The following is a 23,588-nucleotide window of genomic DNA, read 5'->3' as shown; positions in this document are numbered from 1 at the left end:
TGGCGCTCGCCGATTCGTTTCCTCCCGGCGAGTGCGCACACGTATCTATGACAGACACAGCAGCAATTCGCTCGTATGCGAGCGACGAGACATTCGTCTCGACAGAAGACAAGAAACGCATCGTCGAACCGCGTGCCTGCCCCGAATGTGGCGGTCGACTCGTGGACGACGCAGAACACGGAGAGACCACCTGCACACAGTGTGGACTGGTCGTCACCGAACGCCAGATAGACCTCGGACCGGAGTGGCGCTCCATCGACGACGGCGAGCAGACGGATGCGAGCCGTGTCGGCGCACCAGCCACCGGTCTCCTCCACGACAAGGGCCTGTCGACCAAAATCAGCTGGCAGGACGTAGACGGCTACGGCCAGACGCTCAGTTCCCGCCAGCGAAAACGCATGAACCGCCTTCGCACCTGGGACGAACGTTTCCGCACGCGTAACCACAGCGAACGTAACCTGATGCAGGCGCTCGGCGAAATCGACCGCATGGCAAGCGCTCTCGGCCTCTCGAAGGAGGTCCGTGAGACGGCAGCCGCGATTTACCGCCGAGCACTCGCCGCGAAGTTGCTCCCCGGACGTTCTATCGAGGGGATGGCAACCGCCGCCCTGTACGCCGCAGCGCGCATCGAGGGGACGCCTCGCAGCATTCCCGAAGTGACGGTGGTGAGTCGCATCGACGAGATGGAGTTCAAACGCACCTACCGTTACCTCACGCGTGAACTCAACCTCGGCGTCGCCCTCGCCACCCCCGAGGACTACGTCGGTCGCTTCGCCTCGGCACTCGACCTGCCAGACGAAACCGTCCAGAAAGCCCGCGAACTCCTGCGCATCGGCGAGGAACAGGTAATCCACGTCGGCAAGAGTCCGACCGGGCTCGCAGCGGCCGCGGTCTACGCAGCCGCCCGCCTGACGGGCGTGAAACTGACCCAGGACGAAGTGAGCGCCGTCGCAGACGTGAGCACGGTGACGATTCGCGTCCGGTACCAGGAACTGCTCGAGGCGGCCGGTGAGCCTCGCTAATCGATTTTTTGAAGATTTCAGTGGTTTTCGAGGAGCATCCGACAGAGGCCGGCATCGAAAGTATCGACCTACACCTGTTTTCTCCGTTTCCCGCGTATCTCCTGGAATGGAACTCACGGCGGTGGAAGTGGATATTGGGACCCGTTCGCCGACGATTCTGCTCAATCGGGCCGACGCCACGGAACTCGGCGTCCGTCCACTCGACCGGGTCCAACTCAGTCACGGCGACCGCATTTCGATTGGAATTGTCGAAGTGACCGATGGACTCGTTTCTCGCGGCACGCTCGGGGTGACCCGACGGTTGGGACACGTCGCTGGTGTCGTGGACGTGACGCTCGCCCCCCGACCAGTCTCCGTTTCGTTCATTCGCAAGAAACTGGACGACGTCGAACTCGAACACCACGAACTGCGTGCCATCGTCGAGGATATCGACGCAGACCGACTGAACGACGTGGAGCTCGCTGCATACGTCACGGGGACGTACACGAACGGGCTCTCGCTTGCGGAGACGCGCTCGCTCACGGAGATAATGACCGACGTCGGCGAGTCGCTCGTCTGGAAAGACCCTATCATCGCCGACAAACACTCCATCGGGGGCGTCGCGGGCAATCGCATCACGCCAATCGTCGTCTCCATCGTCGCCGCGGCTGGAATCAAGATTCCCAAGACCTCCTCGCGAGCGATTACCTCGCCCGCCGGAACCGCGGACACGATGGCCGTGTTCTGCCCGGTCGAGTTCACGCTCGCAGAGATACAGCAAATCGTCGAACAGGTGGGTGGTTGTCTAATATGGGGCGGTGGCGTGAATCTCTCTCCCGTAGACGACAAAATCATCCGCGTCGAGACGCCCCTCTCGCTCGACCCCCCAGGCCAGATCATCGCCTCCGTCCTCTCGAAGAAGAAAAGCGCGGGGTCCACCCACGTCGTCATCGATATCCCCTACGGTGAGGGGGCGAAAGTGCGCGACTTGCCGAACGCGAGAGAGCTGGCGGAGGACTTCAAGCGCGTCGGCGAGCACCTCGGACTGACCGTCGAGTGTACGATTACGAGCGGGTCGGCCCCGATTGGCCGGGGAATCGGCCCCGTTCTCGAAGCCAGAGACGTCCTCGCCGTGCTGGATGGAGGTGGTCCCAAGGAACTCAGGCTGAAGAGTCTCAGAATCGCCGAGATACTCCTGGGCTGTTGCACTTCTGACGCGAACGCGAGTACGTTGCTCGAATCGGGAGCAGCGCTCGCGAAGTTCAGAGAAATCGTGGCCGCACAGGGTGGCGACCCCGACGTGACCATCGCAGACCTCGTCCCTGGCGGTGAAACCGTCGAAGTCCGGGCCGACCGCGCCGGTGTGGTGACGCACATCGACAACGCCCTCGTCAGCGAACTTGCCCGGCGGGCGGGCGCGCCAAAAGACGCCGGGGCGGGACTGTACCTGAACTGCACCGTCGGCGAGCACGTCGAGGTGGGTCATCCGCTGTTTACGATTCACGCAGAACACGAAGCGAAATTGGCGGAGGCAACGCAGTTGCTCGCCGTGAGCGAACCCGTGCGCGTGCGGAGTGTGGGTGAGGCACTCGTCGAACGAATCTGACGCCAAAACGGACATCAGATACATCCGACTCGACCCTGTCTGTCGAAAGACGATGAACGGGTTATCAGTCGGTGCAGACCGGTCACGAATCGGGTGGTGGGCGCTCGGGGGGGCTCTCGCAGCGTTGCTGTTGCTCGCCGTGCGAATGTATCTCGGCGCGTTCGTTCTCGGCCTATTCGTCTACTACGCGGTGCGACCCGTCGATCGCCGTACGACGAAGGTGGTCGAGTCGCCCGGCCTCGCCGCGACGGCGACATTGTTGCTCGTCGCCCTCCCGTTGCTCGCGCTCATCGGCTACCTCGCGTCGCGACTCGTCGTGGAGATGGGGACGCTCTCGACCGACCAATTCAAGACGCTGGTCCAGCCCTACGTAGACGTTTCGACGCTCGCGCAAAACCCCCGAGAGTTGGTGTCGATGCTCCGCTCACGGGAGGCGTTGCAGGTCGGGAGCACGACCTTCGCGATTCTCTCGAGCGTCCTCATTCAGTCGTTCATCGCGCTCACGTTCGTGTTCTTCCTTCTCCGCGACGACTACCGCCTCGCCGACTGGTTTCGCTCGGAAATCGGCGGTCAGAACTCGGCGGTATACGCCTATTTCTCTGCGGTAGACCGCGACCTCGAAGCGGTTTATCTGGGGAACACGCTGACCGCACTGGCGATTGGCCTGCTCGCCGTGGTGACGTACAACGGGTACAACCTCGTCGCTCCGGCGGGTCTCTCGATTCCCTTCCCGACGGCGCTCGCACTGCTCACGGGCGTTGCAAGTTTCGTCCCCATCGTGGTCGGGAAGCTCGTCTACGTCCCCGTGAGTGGCTATCTGAGCTGGCTGGCGATACAGGGAGAGGGGTCGCTGATGTACCCGGTTGGCCTGTTCGTCGTCTCGCTGGTGATTCTCGACGTCATCCCCCAAACGTTCGTCCAGCCCTACGTCGCCGGGCGGACGATTCACGTCGGGCTCACCGTCTTCGCCTACATCCTTGGGCCGTCGCTGTTCGGCTGGTACGGCCTGTTCCTCGGCCCCCTGCTGATGGTGCTGATGGTGCAGTTCGTCCGCATCGTGTTCACCGAATTAATTCATCACAAACATGTTACGCCACGGGTGAATGCTGCAGAGGGGTTGGGGTCAGACCCAAAGCAGTCGAGTGCGGGCGCATTCACCGAGGAGTGAGCGTCGCCGCAGAGCCGGCCTGTCAGTAATCTGGGGGAGATTTTCGCAAACCGCACGTTCAAGTCTCCCGGCCCATTTCGAGAATCCAATGAGTACGCACGAGGCTGAGTCGTTCACGTTCGATGACCTCGCCGTCGTAATGGGGACGTACAACGAGGAAGAAGCCATCGAAGCCGTCTGTTCTGACATCAACGAAATAACGGATGGAAAGGCAGAAATCGTCTGCGTCGATGGCTCGTCGGACCGCACGCCCGAAATCGCCCGCGAGCACGGCGCGACGGTCATCGAGCAGGAACCACAGGGCTACGGCATCGCCGTGAAAGAAGCCGTCGAGACGCCGGAGCGCCCGGTCATCGTCACGACGGACTGTGACGACACCTACCCCATGGAGCGCCTGCCCGACTTCCTCGAAAAAATCAACGAGGGCTACGACGTGGTCAGCGGTGACCGCCTCTACTACGGCGCAGACGAGATGCCGGAGTTTAATCGGATGGGCAACGAGGCGTTCGCCCTGCTCGCGAGCACGTTGATGGGCAAGCGCGTCCACGACACGACGACGGGAATGCGTGCCTACCGCCGCGACGTCATCCAGCAGACGCGCTGGACCGAGAACACCGGTCTCTCCGCCGAACTGTTGATGCGCCCGCTGATGCGCGACTATCGCGTCTACGAGATGCCAATCGAGTACCGCGAACGTGCAGGCGAGACGAAATTAGACCCGCTCGCTGGCGGTGCTGCCATCGCGAAATCCATCGTCAAGGTCGCCATAGAAGAACACCTTCGCTAGTCGGCCGGCTGTGAGGTGACGTTCGTCTCGAAGGAGACCCCGGAGACGTAATCGGTGGCGTTCTTTAGGTACGTGCCCTCGTAGCCGCAGTTCGCCCGCAGGCGGCAGACGCGCTTTTCTGGCGGCCAGATGACCCGCACCGTATTCGTCTCTGGATGGGCATCGACAGAGACGGCCTGTCGGTAGGTTACCGTCGACCCGCCCGGCTGCAGGAACGTCACGGACATAACCGCCTCGTCGCTCCCGTTCAGCGCGACCGTTTCGTTCGACGAGGAACCGAGTTTTCGCAGGTTTTCACCCACAACGCTCGCGTTCTGCGGGGTGATGGTCCAGTTCAGCGCGACCGACTCATTCAGGTCGCCGGTGTAGGCGTACTGCATCGCGCCGTCGCTCGTTTCGATGCGCACCGTCGCGCTCTGAGCCCCGCTCACGACGCCGACGTCGGTGTGGACGGTGTGCGAGGAGCCGTTTCGCACGTCGAGTGGCTGAATCGCCGGCTTGACGGGTGCAGGGGTTGGCGTCCACTCGCCGCGGAAGGTGTAGCGATACAGGTTCCGGTCGGGGTAGCGCTGGATGACTGCGAAATCGTCGCCCGGGGCGCGGTCGATGGCATATACCGCCTCACCGCCGAGGTGTGCGTCGTTGCGCACCGCCTGGAAGGGAAGGTTGAGCCAGTCGCCGTACGGGGTCGCCATGAACACGAGGGCGTTGTCGAATTCCTGGTTCTCGAATGGCTCGTACGCGGCTTCGAATCGCTCCGTGTACTGGCGATTCTCCGCAACCGGGTCCGCGAGCACGGACTGCTCTGCGGAGACGACGACGGGGACGCTCACGACGAGTGCGACGAGCAGGATGGCGCGGGCGACGGAGGTGTCGAATCGGGCGTACGTCGTCTCTCTGGCGAGGTCTGTGAGGAATAGGATGCCCGCCGCGCCGAAGACTGCGATGGGCAACAGCAGGTCGAAGTGGTAGAACGGCCCGAACTGGGCGATGAGGCCGTCTGCGGGAGTTTCGAGACGAGCGAGGATGTTCGCGTTGCCCCAGAAGAAGACGTTCCCGGCAGAGATACTCACGAACAGCGAGGCGAGCATCCAGCGGAGCGTACCGTCTGAGAGGCTCCACGGGTTCACCGCGATGTCGTCACGGCCCACGGTCGCGCCGATGCCGAGGGCGGCGAGCGCCGTGCCGAGAATTCCGGCGGGCATCCAGCGCGTGGCGAACTCCCAGATGACGTGGGCGTTGGCTTCGAGCGCGAGCGTCGGCGTGTACATGCGCTCGTAGCCGAGCAGCGCGCGCCGCCCGAAGCCGATGCCGTCGAGCGGGGCGAACGCCTCGAACGGGAATAGGAACGGCGACCCGGTGACGGCCGCGTTGTACGCGAGCGCGAGTGCGACGCCTGTTCCGCCGAGCAGTGCGATGACGCCGTTTCTGAAGGTGACCGTGAGCAACGGTTCACCGGCGGGCAGGGAGACGGCGACAGTAGCGAGGGCGTGAACAATAAATGGGATGGCGAACAGAACGGCGGTGAAGGGCCGGGCGAAGAAGGCGAGGCCGATGGCGATGCCGGCGAGGGCGGCGTAGCTATAGCTCCGGCGGCGAATCGCCCGCACGTAGCCGAGGGCGAACAGCAGGTTCAGGAAGAACGTCGGCGCGTACGGGAGGAACACCGACGAGGAGATGAGAAACAGCGGACTCACGAGGAGGACGACCATCGCGAGCAGGCCGGTTCGCTCGTCGAACGCCTCCGTGGCGAGTGCGCCCACGAGAAGGGCAGACCCCGACGCAATCAACGCGAGGCTGATGCGCGGTTCGCCGAGGACCATTCCGATGGCGAACATCGCCGCTGGCACGGGCGAATACTTCGGGTAGAGGCGAAAGCCGTCCTGGACGAAAAACCATGGGCGAAAGGCGTCCGGGAGCGGTGTGGCGAACCAGAGCTCGCCCGAGAGCAACAACGCTGCCTGCTGGAGGTAGACGCCCTCGTCGTGATTCGAGGAGTGGTACGGAAACAGGTCAGTAGCGACGACGTAGATGACGACGCCGACGAGTGCACCGAGGAGGGCGAACGCGAGCGACGTGAGGACGGCGCGTTTCAGGTCTGAAAAATCCGAATTGGGGTCCGTATCCCGTTCGTCTGCCCGGGTCGAATCACCTGCAGGTGGCGTTGACGACGGAGACGCTGGCGTATCCTCAGTCATCCGCTGGGCTGTCGACCCTCCAGCGGCTGTCCGGCGGGAACCACGCCAGTTCGTGCCCAGCCGCAAGCGAGACCGTGACCGGCATCCCGAGGGAGACGCGGGCATCGTGGTTGTGCATGCACTCTAATACGTCTCCAGTTTCGAGTTCGACCCGATAAAGGACTGTTGGCCCGAGGTAACGGCGGTAGACGACGTGGCCCCCTGCCTGTTTCTCGTCCGCTGGGCGGGCGACGAGGTCGTCTGGCCGCACTAAAACGTCGATTTCCGTCTCGTCGTACTCCGCGACGAGGCCGTGAATCTGCTCGCGGGGAATCGCACCGATGCCGGTGTGGACGGTGTCGCCCGAGACGGTTCCGGAGAGGAAACTGGCGTGACCGAGGAAGCCCGCGACGAAGCGGGATTCTGGATGCTGGAACACCTGCTCTGGCGTGCCGATCTGTTCGAGTCGGCCGTCGTTCATCACCGCAACACGGTCGGAGATCGAGAAGGCCTCCTCCTGGTCGTGGGTGACCGAAATCGCGGTGACACCGGCTTCCTTGATGATGCGGCGGACCTCTTCGCGCATCTCGACGCGGAGGTCCACGTCGAGGTTGGAAAACGGCTCGTCGAGCAGGAGGATTTCCGGTTCGGGGGCGAGCGACCGGGCGAGAGCGACGCGCTGTTGCTGGCCGCCCGAAAGCTGGTCTGGGGTGCTCTCGCGGTGTTCGGTGAGGCCGACGAGCCGCAGGAGCTCCTCGACGCGTTGTTCGCGCTCTGCTTTCGGTCGGTCTTTGAGGCCGAAGGCGACGTTTTCCGCGGCGGTGAGGTGAGGAAAGAGAGCGAACTCCTGGAACACGACGCCGATGCCGCGGGTCTCTGGTTCCACGAACGACCCATTGCCGGCGACGGCGGTGTCGTTCAGCCGAATCTCACCCTCGTCGGGGCGGGCGAGACCGGCGATGAGGCGGAGCGTCGTCGTCTTCCCACAGCCGGAGGGGCCGAGGAGGGTGAGGATTTCACCCTCGCGGACGGTAAACGAGAGGTTCTCCAGAACGCACTCGCTGCCGAACGATTTGCCCACGTCGGCGAGCGTGAGGACGGTCTGTTCGGATGGTTCGAAGTGCTGTTCATCGACCGAGACGTTTCGCTGTGCAACGTGGCTATTTGACATCGTATCCCTCCATCGCGAGCATCACGAGCATCGACACCGCAGAGACCACGACGAGCACGAGCGCGGGGATGGCCGCGTGCCCGAAGTGGCCAGAGGCCTGTGCAGACCAGATGTGGGTGACGAGCGTCTTGAAGCCCGTCGGCCGCAGGAGCAGCGTCGCCGGCAGTTCCTTCATCGTCGTGAGGAAGACCAACAGTGCGCCGCCGATGAGGCCGGGTGCGACAAGCGGCAGCGTCACCTCGCGGAACGCGGCCACCGGCGAGCGCCCGAGAGTGCGGGCGGCGTCAGAGAGCGTCGGACTGACCTGCAGGAACCCTGCGCGAGTCGAACCGACCGCCTGCGGCAGGAAGCGCACCACGTAGGCGAAGATGAGCAGCGGGAACAGGATGAGTTCCTGCTGGTAGAATCGCCCCCCGTAGCGCGCGCCGAAGTAGACGAGCGCGAGGCCCATCACGACGCCCGGGACGGCGTAGCCGACGTAAGAGGCGCGTTCGATGAGCCACGACGCCCGCGAGCGGTGGCGCACGGCGAGGTAGGCGATGGGCAGCGCCGCGAGACCCGCCACGAGCGCGGCGATGGCGGAGACGCCCACGGTGTTGAACGCGTACTGCCACTGGAATTCGAGCGACGCGGCCGCAGAGGACGACCCGCCGCGAATCAGCCACGCCATGAGGATGCCCACCGGAACGACGAGCGCGAGGCCGGCGACGCTGAGACACAGGGCGAGCGCGGGCCACTTCCACTTCCCGAGGCGTACCATCGCGCCCCGGGTCGAAGCTCGGTTCGTGGCGATGTTGTCGCCGCCGCGCACGCGGGACTCGACAGCGAGGATGACGAACGTCACGACGACGAGCTGCAACGAGAGCAGCGCGGCGAGGTCTTGACCGAACGTCGAAAGGGAGTTCTGTTCTGCGTAGATGACCTTCGTGAACACGTCGAAGCGCATGATTGCCGGCGTCCCGAAATCAGAGAGCGTGTAGAGAGCGACGAGGAGTGCGCCGGCGGTGACCGCCGGGCGAATCTGTGGAATCGTGACGCGACGGAACGCCTCCCAGCGCGAGTGCTGGAGCGTGCGGGCGGCGTCCACGAGACGGGCGTCCATCGTCTTGAGGGCCGCCCGCGTGGAGATGAAGACGTAGGGGTAGGTGTACAGGGTCATCACGAGCGCCGCACCCGTGAAGCCGTAAATCTCGGGGAGCTTCTCGATGCCGAGCGGTGCGAGCATCGTCTGGAGTTCGCCCCGTGGGCCGAACGCGGAGACGAAGGCGAACGCGCCGATGTAGCTCGGAACGACCAGTGGCATCGAGAGCGCAACCGTCCAGAACCGCTTGAGCGGGAGGTTCGTTCGGACGGTGAGGAAGGCGAGCGGGACGGCGAACAGGATGGACGCGCCCGTGACGACGGCGACGAGCAGCGTGCTGTTGAGGAAAACGCGGAGGGTCGTCTCGCGAGTGAGCAGGTCGATGGCCGTTCCGGCCCCGACTTCGAGTGCGTTCGCGAGAATCCAGATAAGCGGGAAGACGACGGCGGCGGCGATGGCACCAGACAGTAACGTGAGGCCGAGTGGGAGTTCGGACTCGCTGCTCGTCACGCGGGCGAACAGCGAGTCTGTTTCTGGTGCCATAGTTTGGTTAGACGCTGATTCCGACTTCGCGCATCAGGTCGAGGGTGGGGCGAATGTCGGACAACTGGGTGAGGTCGAGGTCCGCAGGCGGGTTGAGTTCGTCGATAGTCGGCAGGTCGCCGATGGGTTCGACCTCGGGGATGAGTGGGTACTCGTACGTCGTCGTGGCGAAGTACGCCTGTGCCTCGGCGGAGAGCAGGTGGCGCACGAAGTTTGCGGCCATCTCCTGGTCCTGTGCGGTGTCCACGACGGCCGCGCCTGCGACGTTGAAGATTGCGCCAGCGTCGCCCTCGGTGAAAGCGGTTGCCAGTGGGGCGTCTTCGCGGTCTGCGAGCACGCGCTGGATGTAGTAGTGGTTCGTGAAGCCGGCGCTAATCTCCCCGTCTGCGACGGCGAGGGCGATGGCGAACTCGTCGGTGTATTCCTGGACGCCGAGTTCTATCATGCCTTCGAGCCACTGCTTCGTGGCCTCACGACCGTTCAGGATGCGCATGGCGGTGACGAACGCCTGGAACGACCCGTAGGAGGGGGCCCAGCCGATATCGTCGCTGAACTGGTCTGCGTCGGGGAACGCCATGATGTCCGTCGGGATGTCCGATTCGGAAAACGTGTCCGTGTTGTACGGAATCGTCCGCGCGCGCCCGGAGGTGCCGACCCAGTTTCCGTCGGGGTCGTGGAACTCTTCTCGGACCATGCCCGTGATTTCGTCGGACAGTTCCACGGTGCGTCCCTCGTCTTTGAGGAAGCCGAGCGACCCGGCGTTCACGGAGAAAAACACGTCTGCGGGGCTGTTTTCGCCCTCGTTCAGAATCTTCTGGACGAGTTGACTTGACCCTTCGTACCGTGGCTGAATGGTCAGGTCGGGGTACAGCCCTTCGATGTAGGAGATGAGTTCGCCCACGAGCGCCTCGCCGCGCCCGGAGTAGACGGTAATCTCACCGGAGAGGTCCGGCATGTCCTGCATCGAGGTGCCGCCCTGAATCTGGTCGCCGGTTCGCCCGGAACCGATTTGCCCGAAGTCCGAGGTGGTCGTGGTGTTGTTTCCGGGTTCGTCACTCTCGCCCGAGAGGAAGTCAGTACACCCGGCAAGCGATGCGATGCCAGCGGTGACGCCGGCAGACTGCAGAAATCGTCGTCGTGACGTGCCAGCCGATTCTGCCCGACGCTTCCGGCCGCCAGTTTCGCTGGCGCCGGACGTGTCTCGCGAATCCATTGTTAGTAATTTAGGGCCGCCTAAATCACTTAACCGTGCCGGTTCGCGGTCAGTCGTCGGCGACGGCTTCTGCCACTTGCGTCGACTGCAAGCCACCGAGTTCGTCGAGGCAGGCGAGCCAGTCGTGCATGTGGTCGCCGACGAAGTTGAGGAACTCGCCGTTGTTCCACTGGTCGAAGTCGCCGTCTGCGAGCGCCGTGGCCATCGCCTCGAAGGCTTCTGCGTAGGTGTCTGCATCCTCGCCAACCTCGTCGACGAGTTCCCAGACGTGTTCGTTGAGTTCGAGGGCGGGAACCTCGTTGTTCAGGTCGTCGAAGGTAGAGCGTGGCGCCTTGTTGTGCTCACAGAGCGGGAAGCCGTTGTAGACCTCTTTGTCGAGGATGTCGCAGGCGCGTTTGAGGAAGACGCCGCTCCAGATGTCGTCGAACCGGCCGACGTTCCACTCGTTGTCGTCCATCGGTAACTGGTAGAACGCCGGGATGACCTCGCGGCGGAAGGCGAGGTTCATCGAGCAGACGGTGAGGTAGTTGTCGCGGGCGGCCACGAAGTCCTTCGTGAAGTCGGTGCGGTCGGTGCGCGTCTGGGCCTGGCCCTCGAGGTCGCCGTCCATGAGGATGCGCACGGCGTCTAAGTCGGGGACGTTGGTCCAGAGGCCCTGGGAGGCGACGACGTCCGAAATTTCGGTCGTGCCCGTTTCCACCGTTTCGTTCATCGCGGCGTAGGGGTAGCCTCGCGGGTAGAGGCCATGGTCGTCGGCGTTCTGGTAGAGGACGTTCACCCACTGGGTGTCGGAGCTGACTTCCTCGATTTCGCCCTCGTAGTTGAGGTTGGTGAGGTGCTGTCCGAAGAAGTCACCGTCGTGGGGCAGGGTGTCGTCGTCGATGAAGAAGCCGATGTCGAACTGCGGGTTCGCCCACATGTAGAGCAGACCGAAGCTCGTCTCGGCGTGGCTCGCGGCGGGGACGATATGGGAGTACTCGCTGACGTCGTGTTCGTCGTACCACACGTCGCGACTGGAGCCGTCGAACACCTCGCCGGAGACACCCTCGTCTTCGAGCATGGCTTCCATCGCATCGGTGTCACAGAAGTCCTCCGTGACGAGGACGAAGTGTAGACGCGACAGGTCGAAGTCGTGGTCGCGGGCGTTCTGGATGTATGCCCGGACGCATTCGTACTCGCGGATAGTCGGGATGATGACGCAGATGTCGGTCGTCATTGGTCAGTTGGGGCTACCTATTTAGGTCGGCCTAAAGTACCTGTCGTTTGCAGACAGTCAGAAAAACCAGATTGTAACAATCGATAATTTATTGGTGTGAGAATGTGAATCTTGATGCACAGACCCATACTATTCCGTTTCACATTTTGAATATTATCCCATATAAGGACAATATTTATGCCTCTATCATGGGACGCTTTGAATAAGGGAGACGGGGGTGAGGAACAATTATAATTTCGAGATTCCTCGATAGGATTGACCCCCCAGAATCCCACCTGGAGATAAAAAAATGGATCTGGAACACCAAACGTGCGTTGTAACCGGTGGCTCGCGAGGCATCGGGCGAGGGATTGCAGTTGAATTAGGCAAGCAAGGCGCAAACGTCGTCGTCAATTACCGCTCCTCTGAGGGCGAGGCGTACGACGTCGTCGACGAAATCGAGGAGGCCGGCGGGTCGGCCATCGCGGTGCAGGCCGACGTCGCAAACTTCGAGGAAGTCGAGGCGATGCGTGAGCGCGTTAGCAAGGCGTTCGGTCCAGCGACGGTGCTCGTGAACAACGCGGGCATCACCGTCGACAAGAAGTTCTCTAACATGTCCCGCGAGGACTGGGACCGGGTCATGGAAATCAACCTCGGCGGGGTGTACAACTGTACGAAGGTTTTCTTCGACGACATCACCACCGCCAAAGACGGTCGCCTCATCAACATTTCGAGCGTCGTGGGCCAGCAAGGCAACTACGGGCAGGCCAACTACGCGACGACCAAGAGTGGCCTGTTCGGGTTCACCCGGACCATCGCTCTCGAAATGGCTCGCTCGCGTGCCACGGCAAACTGTGTCGCTCCCGGCTTCGTCAAGACCGATATGCTCGAAACGGTTCCAGACCGCGTCCAGGAGAAAATCATCTCGCGGATTCCGCTCGGCCGATTCGCCGAGGTAGACGACATCGCTGGAATGGTGTCGTTCCTCGCGAGCCCGAAATCGGGCTACATGACCGGACAGATTCTCGGCGTTAACGGCGGCATGGAGTGGTAGGCCATGAGTGGGAACGAGGGAACTGCCAGGGTTAGCGAGCTCGAGAAACGACGAGAAGAGGCCGCAAACGGTGGCGGTAAAGCACGAATCGAGGCACAGCACGAGAAAGGGAAGTTGACCGCGCGCGAGCGCATCGACTACTTCCTCGACGAGGAGACCTTCCGCGAGTTCGACCAGTTCGTCGAACACCGGTGTACCAGCTTCGACATGGACGAGAAGAAACAGGCTGGCGACGCCGTCGTGACGGGCTACGGCGAGGTCGACGGCCGGAAGGTGCTCGTGTTCGCTCACGACTTCACCGTCTTTGGTGGGTCCGTAAGCGAAGTCGTCGGACAGAAAATGGAGAAGGTGATGGAACACGCCATCAACAACGGCGTGCCCGTCATCGGACTCAACGACTCCGGCGGGGCCCGCATTCAGGAGGGACTCGACGCCCTCGTCGGGTTCGCCAAACTGTTCAAACTGAACACGAAGGCCTCGGGTGTCATCCCACAGATTTCGACTATCATGGGGCCGTGCGCCGGCGGGGCGACCTACTCGCCCGCGCTGACTGACTTCACCATCATGGTCGAGGATACGAGCCACATGATGATTACCGGCCCGGAGGTCATCAAGACCGTCACGGGCGAGGAAATCACGATGGAGGAACTCGGGGGAGCGGGGGCCCACTCACAGAAGAGCGGCGTCGCACACTTCGTCTGCAAGGACGACAAGGAAGCGTTAGACCACATTCGGGCGTTGCTCTCGTACCTGCCGTCGAACCACATGGAAGACCCACCGCGCGTGGAGTCGTGGGACGACCCCGACCGACAATTGGACGACATCCTCGACATCGTGCCGGCCGCGCCGAAAAAGCCGTACGACGTCCGGGACGTCATCGACCGCGTCGCAGACGAGGAGTCGTTCCTCGAAGTCCAGCCGAACTTCGCGCGCACCGTCGTGACCGGGTTCGCCCGCATGGACGGCCGGCCAGTCGGCATCGTCGCCAACCAGCCGAAAGTCAACGCGGGCACCCTCGACATCAAATCGAGCGAGAAGGCAGCGCGGTTCGTCCGCTTCTGTGACGCCTTCAACTTCCCCATCATCTCGCTGGTGGACGTGCCCGGGTTCATGCCCGGCACCGACCAGGAGCACAACGGCATCATCCGCCACGGCGCGAAACTCATCTACGCCTACGCGGAGGCCACGGTGCCACTGCTCACCGTCATCACGCGCAAGGCCTACGGCGGGGCGTACATCGTCATGGCCTCGAAATTCCTCGGGGCGGACGTGAACTACGCCTGGCCCGAGGCCGAGATGGCCGTGATGGGACCACAGGGTGCGGTGAACATCCTGTTCAGAAAACAAATCGCCGCCGCAGACGACCCAGACGCAGAGCGAGAACGGCTCATGGAAGATTTCCGGGAGGAGTTTGCGAATCCGTACGCCGCGGCGAAGCGCGGCTACGTTGACGACGTGTTGGACCCGCACGAGACGCGAGCGCGGCTCATCGACGACCTCGAACTACTCGAACGAAAACGCGTCGACAGACCAGACAAAGCACACGGAAACATACCACTATGACACCACAACTCCTTCAGCGCCCACCGGAACAAGAACAGCAAACAGACAACCAGCAGCCGACCGAATCGCCCGATCAGAAAGCGGCCGACAGCCCGACCGTGGAACTCGAAACGGGCGTCGAACTGACGCTCCCCGCTGACGCAACGGCTCCCGAAGCAGCAGCCATCGCTGCCGCCGTGAGCGCCCATCTCTCCGCGGATGCGGCGACGGCTGACCAGCAAACCCAATCGTCCGAGTACGTGAGCAACTGGGCGGTCGCCCGCCACACCGGGGCGGGCCGCGCCGCTCGCAACCTGCCGCGCGCATCGCAGGGCGACGCCTGGAAACTCGCGGGTCGCCTTCACTGCTAGCCCCACCGAAACAAACACACTCTTTCACTGAATCACCCAACATATGGACGTCGCAATCATCGGGGCGTCGATGACCCAGTTCGGGAAACGCGATGGCTGGATTCGCGACTTGCTCGCGGAGGCCGGCGAAGCGTGTCTCGACGACTCGGGCGTCGCCCCTACAGACGTAGACCATCTTTACGTATCGAATATGGCCAGCGGCGAGTTCGAAGGCATGACCGGCGTGCCCAATATGCTCGCCCACGACCTCGGCGTGATGCCGGCGTACAGCGCCCGCATCGACCAGACGAGTTCCTCCGGCGGCGCGGGGATGTTCCACGCGTGGCAGTCGGTGGCCTCAGGCGCGAGCGACATGACGTTGCTCGTCGGCGGCGAGAAGATGACCCATCGCTCCACCGCGGAAGCGACGGACGTCATCGCCTCGATTACCCACCCAGTCGAGTACAAACACGGCGTGACGCTCCCGAGTTTCGCCGGCCTCACCGCCCGACTCTACCTCGATAAGTACGACGCACCCCGCGAGAGTCTCGCAAAGGTCGCAGTCAAGAACCACAAAAACGGCGTGGATAACCCCCACGCCCAGTTCCGCAAGGAAGTGGACCTTGAGACGGTCATGGAGTCGCCCATCGTGGCCGACCCGCTTCGACTCTACGACTTCTGTCCGATTACGGACGGCAGTGCGGCACTGATGTTCTGCCCCGAGGAAGTCGCGAAGCAGTACACAGACGAGTACGTCGTCGTCTCCGGCGTCGGGGGCGCGACTGACACCCACGTCGTCCACGAGCGCGACGACCCGACGGTCATGGGCGGCGTCGTCGAAAGCGGGAAGAAGGCCTACGAGATGTCCGGCTACGGCCCGGAGGACATCGACGTGGCCGAACTTCACGACATGTTCACCATCCTCGAATTCCTCCAGAGCGAGGGCCTCGGCTTCTTCGAGCAGGGCGAGGGCTGGAAGGCCATCGAGGAGGGCGTCACCGAGCGCGACGGCGAACTCCCCGTCAACACCTCCGGCGGGCTGAAGTCGAAGGGTCACCCGCTCGGCGCATCGGGCGTGGCCCAGGGCTACGAAATCTACCAGCAACTCATGGGCGACGCCGGGAAGCGACAGGTCGAGGCGGACGTCGGCCTCTGCTGTAACGTCGGCGGCTTTGGGAATTGTGTCATCACCACCATCATGGAGGCCCGACAATGAGCATGGATGCGTTCCGCTGTGTCAACGGTCACGTGACGTACCCCCAGCACCCGCGCTGTCCGGAGTGCGGCGAGAAACAGGAGGAGACCATCGACCTCGCTGAGAAGACGGCCACCGTCGTCACGTGGACAACGAGCACCGCGACGCCGCCGGGCGTCACCGCGCCGAACACGCTCGCAATCGTCGAATTCGACGTAGACGGCCAGCCTGTCCGCGCCATCGGACAGGCCACGACCGACGAAATCGACATCGGCGACGAGGTTCGCCCGGTGTACGTCGAGCAACTCCGCGAACCCGGCGCGGGAATCCGGGAGCCGGAGAGTCAGGAGTGGGATGGGTACCGATTCGAACGTGTCCAATAAGCGATGTTTAGGTCGCGTAAGACACGTTCGAGTCGGAGATTCGAGCGGTTCCAGTAACGCTCACTGACCACTACTTCTTTGCAGTCTGTTGTCGTCTTCTTCGCATGGAGCCACGGCTTACCCTCGTGACGCTTGGCGTCGCAGACTTGCACCGAGCAATCGAATTCTATCGCGACGGCCTCGGACTGCCGATGGACGACCGGGAGGCGGACAGCGACGTAGCATTCTTCTCGCTCGGCGACACGCGATTGGGACTGTACCCGCGCGAGAAACTGGCCGAGGATGCGACTGTCTCGCCGGACGGTGAGGGATTCGCGGGAATCACCCTCGCGCACAACGTTCGGTCCGCCGACGCCGTCAATGCGCAGTTAGACGAGGCCGTCGCCGCAGGTGCGACGCTGGTCAAGCCCGGACAGGAGGTGTTCTGGGGTGGATATTCTGGGTATTTCGCAGACCCGGACGGCCACCTCTGGGAGGTCGCATGGAATCCCTACTGGGACGTCGAGTGATTAGACGGCGGGTGGAGTGGTACGACCAGCGTTCGCTTCGAGGCTGGCGACGAACTCGACCACCGAGACGTGGCGACCGTCGGCCGTGTGCGGGAGCACGTTCACGAGGTGGTCGCGGTCGTCGTAGGCCGCGAGGCACATCACCGGCAGGACGAGTTCGGTGCAGTCCTCGCCGGTGAACCAGTGGCACTCGTGGATGTGGAAGTACGGAGCCAACTCCACGCGGTGTTCGCGTGCCCACTGCGTGAACGCGACGTAGGAATCGAGCGCCAGCGTGGTCGATTCGTCGTGGTCGCCTTCGAGGACGATTCGGTTGGGCCACAGGTGTTTCTCCATACGCACTGCGCCGGCGTGGTCGAGTTCGTCGAGTCGGTCGATAACGAGGTCCTGTGAAACGCGGGCCACGTCCGGCGTGTGCGCTCTGTAGAACAATTCCACCCTGCTGACGGTCGTATCTCTCATCTTGGGTCCCCCGGTGCGGACGATTCTCGCACGCTAGATTAGCACTGTTAACACAACCCATGGGTATGAAGATTTTTGCTGGCAGAAGCGTCAGTCAGGCACGGAATCAGGTTTCGTCGTCCTCGTCGTCGACCTTGTCGAGTTCTTCTCGAATCGTCTCCAGTTCGGCTTCGATTTCCTCCTCCGCGAGGGCGTCTTCTAGCTCGTGTGCTGCCTGTTCGTCCGCGGCCCGGTCTTCGTCGTCCGGTTCGACCGGGATGACGATTGGCTGGCTGCTGGCCCGGCGTTCGGCGGGTCGCGTCGTTCCCCTCGATTCGGCCAGTCGGTCGTCGATTTCGGTCCGAAGGTCTCGGGCTTCGGTGAGCAGTTTTCTCGCCTCGGGGTTCTCTGGGAGCGCGCCCTCTTCGAGGGCAACCTGAATGTCGGTGAGCGCGCGCTCCAGTCGGGTGACGGCCTTTTGGCTCACGTCGCGGGCGCGGCGAGACCCGGCCTGAGTGGACTCCGTCGCGTCGAGGCCGCGGTTCGTGAGATGGATGACCTCCTGGAGCGATTCGAGTGCCCGGATGTTCGCCTCGAGGACGGCGATGGCCGTCGGGATGGCGTACTCGTCGGTAAACGAGAGGAGGCGGCGTGGAGAGGGGGGCATCGGAAGCCCTCGTCGGGTCGTCGGTTCGAGCGCCTGTCTGAGTTCTGCGAGCGTGTCCTCCAGTTCGTCGACGAGGCGAGGCACGTCGTCGCGAGCGTCTGATGACATAGCATAGCATACGGTGTCAGCATGGAAAAAGGTGGTAATTCGACGAAGCTACCCTGAACGACCTCCACAATCTTTATTAGCGACCAATTCCACCTAATATGAAAGATGCCATCGGAGGGAGGAACTGGTCTGACGGAAACGACGGCCATCACGCAGGCACTTGCCGCACTAAAGCGAAGAGGGAGCAGCATTTTGCTCGTCGGTTCGGGCTGTGAGGAAGCCCACGACCACGCCTGTAAGCGACTGCTGGGCGACGACCCAGCAGAGGACCGCCGCAGACTGTTCGTATTTACAGACAGCCCAATCGACGTAGATCGCCGCCTTCCCTCCGGAAACTGGGGAGGAGACAGCGTCCGAGTCATCGACTCGACGGTTCTGACACGCAGTGCCGCGACGACCGCCCAGCCTGGTTCGATTTCGTTCCCGACGACGACGGTAGACGAGGACGACCTCGCCGGACTCGGCCGCGCTATCTCAGCGGACATGGAGACCTTCGACATGATCAGCGACGGTCTCGACGCGGCACAACTGCGCGTTTGCATCGATTCGCTCGTCCCGCTCCTCGCTGACCACGACGAGGAAGACGTGTTCGCCTTCCTCCACGCGCTCGCGGGTGAACTCCACCGTGTCGGTGGCATGGGCCACTTCCACCTCCCGCTCAGCTACGACGCTGAAGCCGTCCAGCTCATCGAGCCGCTGTTCGACGCCGTCATCGAAACGCGCTGTGAGGGCGACGTCGAATACCAGCGCTGGCACTTACAGGACGGTCGCCTCTCGACCGATTGGCTCGCACTCTAACTCCCGACAGTTTCTCCGTTCGCGGCTTCCACCACCAGTTAGTACCGGCCTCCCGATGGCCGACCCACACTACGCCCGTCTCGTGAACTCGAACGTCGTGGCACGGCCGACTTCGTCGCCGCCCGTCACCGTTTCGACGCGAAGTACCACCGTTTTCGGCAGCCCACAGCCGCGACTGACGAACTCCTCCCACTCTGTTCCCTGTCCGACCGGGCCGGCGTGAACCCGGCGCAGATACCTCGTGTAGGCGTCGCTCTGGAGTTCGTCTAGCACCCACGAAGAGACCGACTCCGGGACGGAAACCGACAGCCGCGTCGCCTCACTCATCTTCGTCGAACCCCTGGAGCGAAAACTCCTCGGGGTGGTAGCCAGCGCGGTCGACGACGGCGTCGGAGACGAAGATGGGACAGTCAGCGCGGAGGGCGATAGCGATGGCGTCGCTCGGACGGGCGTCGAAGACGACTTCACGACTCTCGCCGCCGACGTACTGTTCTGCGTCGATTTTCGCGAAAAAGGTGCCGTCTGCGAGGTCGTCGATGCGAACTTTGTCGATTGCGCCTCCGAACTCGGCGACCATGTCGACGAGGAGGTCGTGCGTCAACGGGCGTTCGAAGTGTCGGCCGCGCATCGCGAGTTGCATCGACTGGGCCTGGTCTGCGCTCACGTAAATCGGAAGGAGTTCGCCCCGCACCTCGAGAACCACCGCAGGTGCACCGGGACCCTCGTTCCCCACGCTGACCCCGACGCCCCGGACGACGGCTCGATGAGTCATACGACGACATACGACCCCCACCATGAAAAGCGATTGTGGTGTGGTCACGCCCACCGCAGTTTCTCAGATAGTATCGCCGAACGGACTGCGCGTCCCGAGGATTCCCGCTCGCCCGGCGAGGACCAACCCCGCGCCGAGTAAGACGAGCGCGGCGGCCACGCCGAAGGTGACGCCGTAGCCCATCGAGTCGGCGAGTGCGCCGCCGATTGCGCTGCCGATGCCCCCACCGATGCTCGATAGGGCGGTGTACGCCCCGAGCGCCTCGCCGCGAACTGAGGCCGGCGCGAGGCGCGTGACGATGCTCGTCGCGGTGACGGCGATGATGGCCCACGTCACGCCGATGAGCGCGAACAACACGAGCAGGCCGGAGAACCCCGCAAGCGCGCCGATGCCGCCGACCAGCGCCACGCCGGGAAACAAGAGGGTTCGCGCACCGAGCGCACCCGTCTGAAGGCGATGAGATTCCCACTTCGCCGCGAGTGCGCCGACGCGACCGTAGAACACCGCAGACCCCGCGCTGTTCACGACGAACAGGATGAAAATCTGGTCAGTCGAATACTGGAGGTCGGTGAGGTACGCCGGGAGCGGGCCGAAGTAGACCGAGAAGCCAACGAAGAAGACGACGGCAGCCAACAAGTAGGCCCCGAGCGACGAGGTGGCCCGGTCGGTAAACCGCCGGACGTTGAACGAGGCGAGCCCCCAGTAGATACGGGCGGGACCGTACGGAATGGCGCGAACGTAGCGCCCCGCGCCCCACCTGCCGCGTCCGAGGGTCCGGTACACGCGGATGAACCGGTCGCGGCTAATCATCGACGGCTCTGGATACCACGTTCGCGCGAGCAGGAAGGCGAGAAACGTCGTGGTCGCGATGAGCGAGAAGAACAGTTGCTGGGCGTCTACGTTCCCGAGTCGCGGTTCGGCGAGCGCCATCCAGCCAGCCCCCGAGACGAGGCCGAGCAGCCAGCCGTACCCCTGAATTTCGTTCAGCCGTGCGATGCGGTCGTCCCAGTGGGTGTCAGGAACGCCGTCCACGACGATGAGGTTCAACACGGGAGCCGCCGCGGCGACCACGAACCAGAGGGTGGCGTTCGCAACCAGCAACAACCACGGTTCTGTGACGAACGGCACGACGGCGAGGACGATGGCCGCCGCGGCCAGTGCGACGAGGACGAACGGCCTGCGTCGCCCGGTTCGCGTGGCGAGTCTGCCCCAGAGCAACGCCCCCGGAACCCCCGCAAATGCGGCAGTCGAGGCCATCAGACCGACGAGGAGCGCACTGCTCCCGAGTGTGAGTGCGTACAACGGAATCAACAGCGAGGCGGCTCCCACGGCGGCGTAGCCGAGTCCCCACGCGTAGAGCCAGCGGTCGTCCGACATAGTGCCAGCAACGTAGACCGTCCACTTTGCTTTAGCTGAAAAATAGGGTGCTAAGCCCCCGTCCTCAAGGAGCGAACGAAGTGGAGCGAGTAGGGAGGGGAGACAGCACCCGCACGAGTTGCAAACACCCTCATCCATATCATTAATACACCCTGTTTCGAATGTTTTGACAAGTCGCATGGAGTACAGCCCACGCTTCCGCTTGCTCCCGACCAAAGAGCAACGCGACACACTGGACTGGACGCGAAACACTGTGCGACAAGTGTACAATCACGGCCTCTACCGATTCAACCAACTCGACGAATCCGAGGGAACCGTGAAACAACGAGTCCGGCAAGTCCGCAACGAGCTACCCGAACTCAAAACATGGTGGACTGACTTGCAAGACGTGTACTCGAAGGTCTTACAGACGCACATCGAGCGCATCGCTCGTAACATCACTAACCTCGGGAAACGCAAAGCGAAAGGCTACAACGTCGGCTCGTTGAACTGGAAGAAACCACGAGAGTTCAGGAGTTTCACGTACAACCAATCGGGCTTCAAACTCGACACCAAGAGTGGCCCAAACGGACGTGGCAAACTTCGACTCTCGAAAATCGGTTGGATTCCAATCCGTCTCCACCGCGACATCCTCGAAAACGCCGAAATCAAAGAGGTAACGGTGAAGAAAGAACCGACTGGGGCATGGTATGCGTCGTTCTGCATCGACGTAGAAGAACCTGAGAAACCACCAGTCGAATCCCTCACTCCCGATGACTGTGTGGGTATCGACCTCGGTGTTCTCAACTACATCCACGACTCGAACGGTCTCGTCGTTGACCGCCTTGACTTGTCCGGCGACCGAGACCGACTTGAACGCGAACAACGAGCGTTATCTCGCAAAGAACACGAGTCGAACAACTGGGACAAGCAACGGAAGAAGGTTGCGAAAGTCCATGCTCGAATGAATCAGAAGAAGTGGGATTTCAAGAACAAACTCGCGCACTACTACACGACGCACTACAAGGCGGTGTTGCTTGAAGACTTGAATGTGAAAGGACTGCTCGAAGCCCCACAGAACGCGCGGAACAAGGCTGAGTCTGGGTGGCGTGACCTCATCACTATTTTCAAGCACCATGGCAAGAAGAATGGGTGCTACGTGGTCACGGTGAAACCAGAGAACACGACGTTGGAGTGCGCATCGTGTGGAACAAGTGTGTATAAACCGTTGTGGGTTCGAGACCACTCGTGTCCAACGTGTGGGTTCGAGACGGATAGGGATTGGAACGCGGCGCTGAACGTCCTCAGTCGAGGACTGAAGAAACTAGGAGTGGTTCACTCCGAAGAAACGTCCCCAGAACGCTGCGCGTTCTGGTGTGCGAACGAATCGCGTCGCGATTCGTTACCGCCTGTGGAGACTGCGACCGCTGTGTCTACTGACGGTGGCGAGTCATCGTCAATCGTCGTGGATGCAAGTCGCGTCTCAGAAGCAGGAAGCCCCGCCCTCAACGAAGCCGCGAAGCGGCTGAGTAGGGCGGGGTAGTTCACTGATGGGAACGACTTTCTCGCCCGTCTGCGACGGGCCGCCATGGACAGTCAGGACGAAGTCGCCGCATTCCTCTCGACGCACGACCTGCACGCGCCCCCCGCCTACCGGTTGCTTGACCTCGTCGCCGAGGTGGGTGAACTCGCCGGTGACGCTACCGAATCGACCGACTACGGCGCGCGGCCCACCGCCCTCTCGATTCGCGACGACGAACTCGGCGATGCGCTGTTCACCCTGCTCGCACTCGCGGACGCCCTCGAAATGGACGCTGGAGCCGCCCTCGAAACCAGTCTCGAAAAGTACGAGTCCCGGATTGCAGACACCGGGTCGCCCGATTCGACCTGACGTCTTCGGGTAGGCGCTGCCGCCACACCAGCACATATGGTGGATGGCGGAAAAATCGGTGGATATGCACGAACGCGCCTCGCAGTTCGCGGCACGCGCCGCAGAGGAGTACGGGTTTGCAGTCGATATTCACGAGTTTCCGGAGGGCACGAAGACGGCGGCGGACGCCGCCGAGGCCGTCGGGTGTACCGTCGCGCAAATCGCGAGCAGCATCGCAATCGTCGCGGACGGCGACCTCGTCGTCGTCGTCACGTCTGGGGCAAATCACGTCGATTTCGAGAAGGTCGCAGACTTACAGGAAGTCCCCGAGGGGACGGTTCGGATGGCCACGCCGGAGGAGATAAAGGAGACGCTCGGCTGGTCGATTGGCGGCGTGCCACCCTTCTGCCACTCGACGCGGGTGCCGGTCTATCTGGACGAGACGCTGCTTAACCACGAGCAGGTATGGGCGGCGGCGGGCACGCCCCAGACGGTTTTTCCTATCGACCCCGACGCGCTCTCGTCGTACTCGAAAGCGCGAGTCGTGGACGTGAGCACCTAAATCGGTCGCCCCTCCGCATCGGGTATTATCTGTCCGCGT

General features: G+C 62.7%; 24 protein-coding genes. 14 read left to right on the top strand and 10 right to left on the bottom strand.

The genetic code is table 11. The features are described from left to right. Window positions 1-47: 47 nt before the first annotated feature. The 4 genes from P1M51_RS06805 to P1M51_RS06790 all read left to right on the top strand — a co-directional run bounded on the left by P1M51_RS06805 (window position 48) and on the right by P1M51_RS06790 (window position 4,562). Window positions 48-1,022, top strand: a complete 975-nt coding sequence (locus P1M51_RS06805) for a transcription initiation factor IIB family protein (protein ID WP_276247430.1) — start codon at window positions 48-50, stop codon at window positions 1,020-1,022. 106 nt (window positions 1,023-1,128) lie between these two features. Further along, complete coding sequence (locus tag P1M51_RS06800) at window positions 1,129-2,607, top strand: AMP phosphorylase (RefSeq protein ID WP_276274914.1); 1,479 nt, start codon at window positions 1,129-1,131, stop codon at window positions 2,605-2,607. Window positions 2,608-2,659: 52 nt separating this feature from the next. Further along, window positions 2,660-3,775 (top strand): AI-2E family transporter, encoded by a 1,116-nt coding sequence (locus tag P1M51_RS06795; RefSeq protein WP_276247428.1) that lies wholly within the window; start codon window positions 2,660-2,662, stop codon window positions 3,773-3,775. Window positions 3,776-3,863: 88 nt separating this feature from the next. Continuing rightward, window positions 3,864-4,562 (top strand): dolichyl-phosphate hexose transferase, encoded by a 699-nt coding sequence (locus tag P1M51_RS06790; protein ID WP_276247427.1) that lies wholly within the window; start codon window positions 3,864-3,866, stop codon window positions 4,560-4,562. On the opposite strand, the gene P1M51_RS06785 is transcribed toward P1M51_RS06790, so the two are convergent. Genes P1M51_RS06785 through P1M51_RS06765 form a run of 5 tightly spaced genes read right to left on the bottom strand, consistent with a single transcriptional unit; the run spans window position 4,559 to window position 11,963 of the window. After that, on the bottom strand, window positions 4,559-6,760 hold the full coding sequence (locus P1M51_RS06785; RefSeq protein WP_276247426.1) for a glycosyltransferase family 39 protein: 2,202 nt from the start codon (window positions 6,758-6,760) through the stop codon (window positions 4,559-4,561). The genes P1M51_RS06790 and P1M51_RS06785 overlap by 4 nt on opposite strands. Continuing rightward, on the bottom strand, window positions 6,753-7,910 hold the full coding sequence (locus P1M51_RS06780) for an ABC transporter ATP-binding protein (RefSeq protein ID WP_276247425.1): 1,158 nt from the start codon (window positions 7,908-7,910) through the stop codon (window positions 6,753-6,755). The genes P1M51_RS06785 and P1M51_RS06780 overlap by 8 nt, the downstream gene beginning before the upstream one ends. Then, complete coding sequence (locus P1M51_RS06775) at window positions 7,900-9,534, bottom strand: iron ABC transporter permease (protein WP_276274913.1); 1,635 nt, start codon at window positions 9,532-9,534, stop codon at window positions 7,900-7,902. Before P1M51_RS06775 ends, P1M51_RS06780 begins: the two co-directional genes overlap by 11 nt. Window positions 9,535-9,541: 7 nt before the next feature. Next, complete coding sequence (locus tag P1M51_RS06770; RefSeq protein WP_276247423.1) at window positions 9,542-10,747, bottom strand: extracellular solute-binding protein; 1,206 nt, start codon at window positions 10,745-10,747, stop codon at window positions 9,542-9,544. A 49-nt stretch (window positions 10,748-10,796) separates the two neighbouring features. Then, a complete protein-coding gene (locus tag P1M51_RS06765; protein WP_276247422.1) occupies window positions 10,797-11,963 on the bottom strand; it encodes an alpha-1 4-glucan-protein synthase in 1,167 nt (388 codons plus the stop codon). A 289-nt stretch (window positions 11,964-12,252) separates the two neighbouring features. On the opposite strand from P1M51_RS06765, the gene fabG reads away from it, so the two are divergent. The 6 genes from fabG (at window position 12,253) to P1M51_RS06735 (ending at window position 16,975) form a co-directional block, all read left to right on the top strand. After that, window positions 12,253-12,996: a 3-oxoacyl-ACP reductase FabG gene (gene fabG / locus P1M51_RS06760; protein ID WP_276247421.1), complete on the top strand. Its 744-nt coding sequence runs from the start codon at window positions 12,253-12,255 to the stop codon at window positions 12,994-12,996. Window positions 12,997-12,999: 3 nt separating this feature from the next. Continuing rightward, window positions 13,000-14,559, top strand: a complete 1,560-nt coding sequence (locus P1M51_RS06755; protein ID WP_276274912.1) for an acyl-CoA carboxylase subunit beta — start codon at window positions 13,000-13,002, stop codon at window positions 14,557-14,559. Continuing rightward, window positions 14,556-14,909, top strand: a complete 354-nt coding sequence (locus tag P1M51_RS06750) for a hypothetical protein (protein WP_276274911.1) — start codon at window positions 14,556-14,558, stop codon at window positions 14,907-14,909. Before P1M51_RS06755 ends, P1M51_RS06750 begins: the two co-directional genes overlap by 4 nt. A 43-nt stretch (window positions 14,910-14,952) precedes the next feature. After that, entirely contained in the window at window positions 14,953-16,104 is a 1,152-nt protein-coding gene (locus tag P1M51_RS06745) for a thiolase family protein (RefSeq protein WP_276247418.1), read from the top strand. After that, entirely contained in the window at window positions 16,101-16,466 is a 366-nt protein-coding gene (locus P1M51_RS06740; RefSeq protein WP_276247417.1) for a Zn-ribbon domain-containing OB-fold protein, read from the top strand. Before P1M51_RS06745 ends, P1M51_RS06740 begins: the two co-directional genes overlap by 4 nt. 104 nt (window positions 16,467-16,570) lie before the next feature. Further along, window positions 16,571-16,975, top strand: coding sequence for a VOC family protein (locus P1M51_RS06735; protein WP_276247416.1), 405 nt, complete (start codon window positions 16,571-16,573; stop codon window positions 16,973-16,975). Here the strand turns inward: P1M51_RS06735 and P1M51_RS06730 are convergent, their stop codons facing one another. Together P1M51_RS06730 and P1M51_RS06725 are read right to left on the bottom strand one after the other, a co-directional pair. Further along, the gene (locus tag P1M51_RS06730; protein WP_276274910.1) at window positions 16,976-17,437 is read right to left on the bottom strand and encodes an HTH domain-containing protein; all 462 of its coding nucleotides are present in this window, start codon (window positions 17,435-17,437) and stop codon (window positions 16,976-16,978) included. A 106-nt stretch (window positions 17,438-17,543) separates the two neighbouring features. Continuing rightward, a complete protein-coding gene (locus P1M51_RS06725; protein ID WP_276274909.1) occupies window positions 17,544-18,191 on the bottom strand; it encodes a hypothetical protein in 648 nt (215 codons plus the stop codon). Between the two features lie 105 nt (window positions 18,192-18,296). On the opposite strand from P1M51_RS06725, the gene P1M51_RS06720 reads away from it, so the two are divergent. Further along, the gene (locus P1M51_RS06720) at window positions 18,297-18,989 is read left to right on the top strand and encodes a hypothetical protein (protein WP_276247413.1); all 693 of its coding nucleotides are present in this window, start codon (window positions 18,297-18,299) and stop codon (window positions 18,987-18,989) included. A gap of 69 nt (window positions 18,990-19,058) precedes the next feature. Here the strand turns inward: P1M51_RS06720 and P1M51_RS06715 are convergent, their stop codons facing one another. The 3 genes from P1M51_RS06715 to P1M51_RS06705 form a co-directional block, all read right to left on the bottom strand. Further along, on the bottom strand, window positions 19,059-19,316 hold the full coding sequence (locus tag P1M51_RS06715; RefSeq protein WP_276247412.1) for a hypothetical protein: 258 nt from the start codon (window positions 19,314-19,316) through the stop codon (window positions 19,059-19,061). Then, window positions 19,309-19,761: a bifunctional nuclease family protein gene (locus P1M51_RS06710; RefSeq protein ID WP_276247411.1), complete on the bottom strand. Its 453-nt coding sequence runs from the start codon at window positions 19,759-19,761 to the stop codon at window positions 19,309-19,311. The genes P1M51_RS06715 and P1M51_RS06710 overlap by 8 nt, the downstream gene beginning before the upstream one ends. Window positions 19,762-19,824: 63 nt before the next feature. Beyond that, window positions 19,825-21,138 (bottom strand): MFS transporter, encoded by a 1,314-nt coding sequence (locus P1M51_RS06705; RefSeq protein ID WP_276247410.1) that lies wholly within the window; start codon window positions 21,136-21,138, stop codon window positions 19,825-19,827. 178 nt (window positions 21,139-21,316) lie between these two features. On the opposite strand from P1M51_RS06705, the gene P1M51_RS06700 reads away from it, so the two are divergent. The 3 genes from P1M51_RS06700 (at window position 21,317) to P1M51_RS06690 (ending at window position 23,549) form a co-directional block, all read left to right on the top strand. After that, a complete protein-coding gene (locus P1M51_RS06700; protein ID WP_276274908.1) occupies window positions 21,317-22,660 on the top strand; it encodes a transposase in 1,344 nt (447 codons plus the stop codon). A 45-nt stretch (window positions 22,661-22,705) separates the two neighbouring features. After that, window positions 22,706-23,008: a MazG nucleotide pyrophosphohydrolase domain-containing protein gene (locus P1M51_RS06695; protein WP_276247408.1), complete on the top strand. Its 303-nt coding sequence runs from the start codon at window positions 22,706-22,708 to the stop codon at window positions 23,006-23,008. Window positions 23,009-23,072: 64 nt separating this feature from the next. Then, the gene (locus tag P1M51_RS06690; protein WP_276247407.1) at window positions 23,073-23,549 is read left to right on the top strand and encodes a YbaK/EbsC family protein; all 477 of its coding nucleotides are present in this window, start codon (window positions 23,073-23,075) and stop codon (window positions 23,547-23,549) included. Window positions 23,550-23,588: the final 39 nt, after the last annotated feature.

It is taken from the genome of Haladaptatus sp. QDMS2, from assembly GCF_029338295.1.
GTDB lineage: Archaea > Halobacteriota > Halobacteria > Halobacteriales > Halococcaceae > QDMS2.
The sequence above is the reverse complement of the archived record's forward strand: the minus strand, read 5'-3'. Positions and strand labels throughout refer to the sequence as shown.

What these genes read in the sequence shown, in the direction of transcription:
- P1M51_RS06690 (WP_276247407.1), top strand. Translation starts at nt 23,073, where the DNA reads ATGCACGAACGCGCCTCGCAGTTCGCGGCACGCGCCGCAGAGGAGTAC.
- P1M51_RS06700 (WP_276274908.1), top strand. Translation starts at nt 21,317, where the DNA reads ATGGAGTACAGCCCACGCTTCCGCTTGCTCCCGACCAAAGAGCAACGC.
- P1M51_RS06790 (WP_276247427.1), top strand. Translation starts at nt 3,864, where the DNA reads ATGAGTACGCACGAGGCTGAGTCGTTCACGTTCGATGACCTCGCCGTC.
- P1M51_RS06795 (WP_276247428.1), top strand. Translation starts at nt 2,660, where the DNA reads ATGAACGGGTTATCAGTCGGTGCAGACCGGTCACGAATCGGGTGGTGG.
- P1M51_RS06720 (WP_276247413.1), top strand. Translation starts at nt 18,297, where the DNA reads ATGCCATCGGAGGGAGGAACTGGTCTGACGGAAACGACGGCCATCACG.
- fabG (WP_276247421.1), top strand. Translation starts at nt 12,253, where the DNA reads ATGGATCTGGAACACCAAACGTGCGTTGTAACCGGTGGCTCGCGAGGC.
- P1M51_RS06730 (WP_276274910.1), bottom strand. Translation starts at nt 17,437, where the DNA reads ATGAGAGATACGACCGTCAGCAGGGTGGAATTGTTCTACAGAGCGCAC.
- P1M51_RS06705 (WP_276247410.1), bottom strand. Translation starts at nt 21,138, where the DNA reads ATGTCGGACGACCGCTGGCTCTACGCGTGGGGACTCGGCTACGCCGCC.
- P1M51_RS06725 (WP_276274909.1), bottom strand. Translation starts at nt 18,191, where the DNA reads ATGTCATCAGACGCTCGCGACGACGTGCCTCGCCTCGTCGACGAACTG.
- P1M51_RS06780 (WP_276247425.1), bottom strand. Translation starts at nt 7,910, where the DNA reads ATGTCAAATAGCCACGTTGCACAGCGAAACGTCTCGGTCGATGAACAG.
- P1M51_RS06775 (WP_276274913.1), bottom strand. Translation starts at nt 9,534, where the DNA reads ATGGCACCAGAAACAGACTCGCTGTTCGCCCGCGTGACGAGCAGCGAG.
- P1M51_RS06765 (WP_276247422.1), bottom strand. Translation starts at nt 11,963, where the DNA reads ATGACGACCGACATCTGCGTCATCATCCCGACTATCCGCGAGTACGAA.
- P1M51_RS06710 (WP_276247411.1), bottom strand. Translation starts at nt 19,761, where the DNA reads ATGACTCATCGAGCCGTCGTCCGGGGCGTCGGGGTCAGCGTGGGGAAC.
- P1M51_RS06785 (WP_276247426.1), bottom strand. Translation starts at nt 6,760, where the DNA reads ATGACTGAGGATACGCCAGCGTCTCCGTCGTCAACGCCACCTGCAGGT.
- P1M51_RS06715 (WP_276247412.1), bottom strand. Translation starts at nt 19,316, where the DNA reads ATGAGTGAGGCGACGCGGCTGTCGGTTTCCGTCCCGGAGTCGGTCTCT.
- P1M51_RS06750 (WP_276274911.1), top strand. Translation starts at nt 14,556, where the DNA reads ATGACACCACAACTCCTTCAGCGCCCACCGGAACAAGAACAGCAAACA.
- P1M51_RS06745 (WP_276247418.1), top strand. Translation starts at nt 14,953, where the DNA reads ATGGACGTCGCAATCATCGGGGCGTCGATGACCCAGTTCGGGAAACGC.
- P1M51_RS06805 (WP_276247430.1), top strand. Translation starts at nt 48, where the DNA reads ATGACAGACACAGCAGCAATTCGCTCGTATGCGAGCGACGAGACATTC.
- P1M51_RS06755 (WP_276274912.1), top strand. Translation starts at nt 13,000, where the DNA reads ATGAGTGGGAACGAGGGAACTGCCAGGGTTAGCGAGCTCGAGAAACGA.
- P1M51_RS06735 (WP_276247416.1), top strand. Translation starts at nt 16,571, where the DNA reads ATGGAGCCACGGCTTACCCTCGTGACGCTTGGCGTCGCAGACTTGCAC.
- P1M51_RS06770 (WP_276247423.1), bottom strand. Translation starts at nt 10,747, where the DNA reads ATGGATTCGCGAGACACGTCCGGCGCCAGCGAAACTGGCGGCCGGAAG.
- P1M51_RS06695 (WP_276247408.1), top strand. Translation starts at nt 22,706, where the DNA reads ATGGACAGTCAGGACGAAGTCGCCGCATTCCTCTCGACGCACGACCTG.
- P1M51_RS06740 (WP_276247417.1), top strand. Translation starts at nt 16,101, where the DNA reads ATGAGCATGGATGCGTTCCGCTGTGTCAACGGTCACGTGACGTACCCC.
- P1M51_RS06800 (WP_276274914.1), top strand. Translation starts at nt 1,129, where the DNA reads ATGGAACTCACGGCGGTGGAAGTGGATATTGGGACCCGTTCGCCGACG.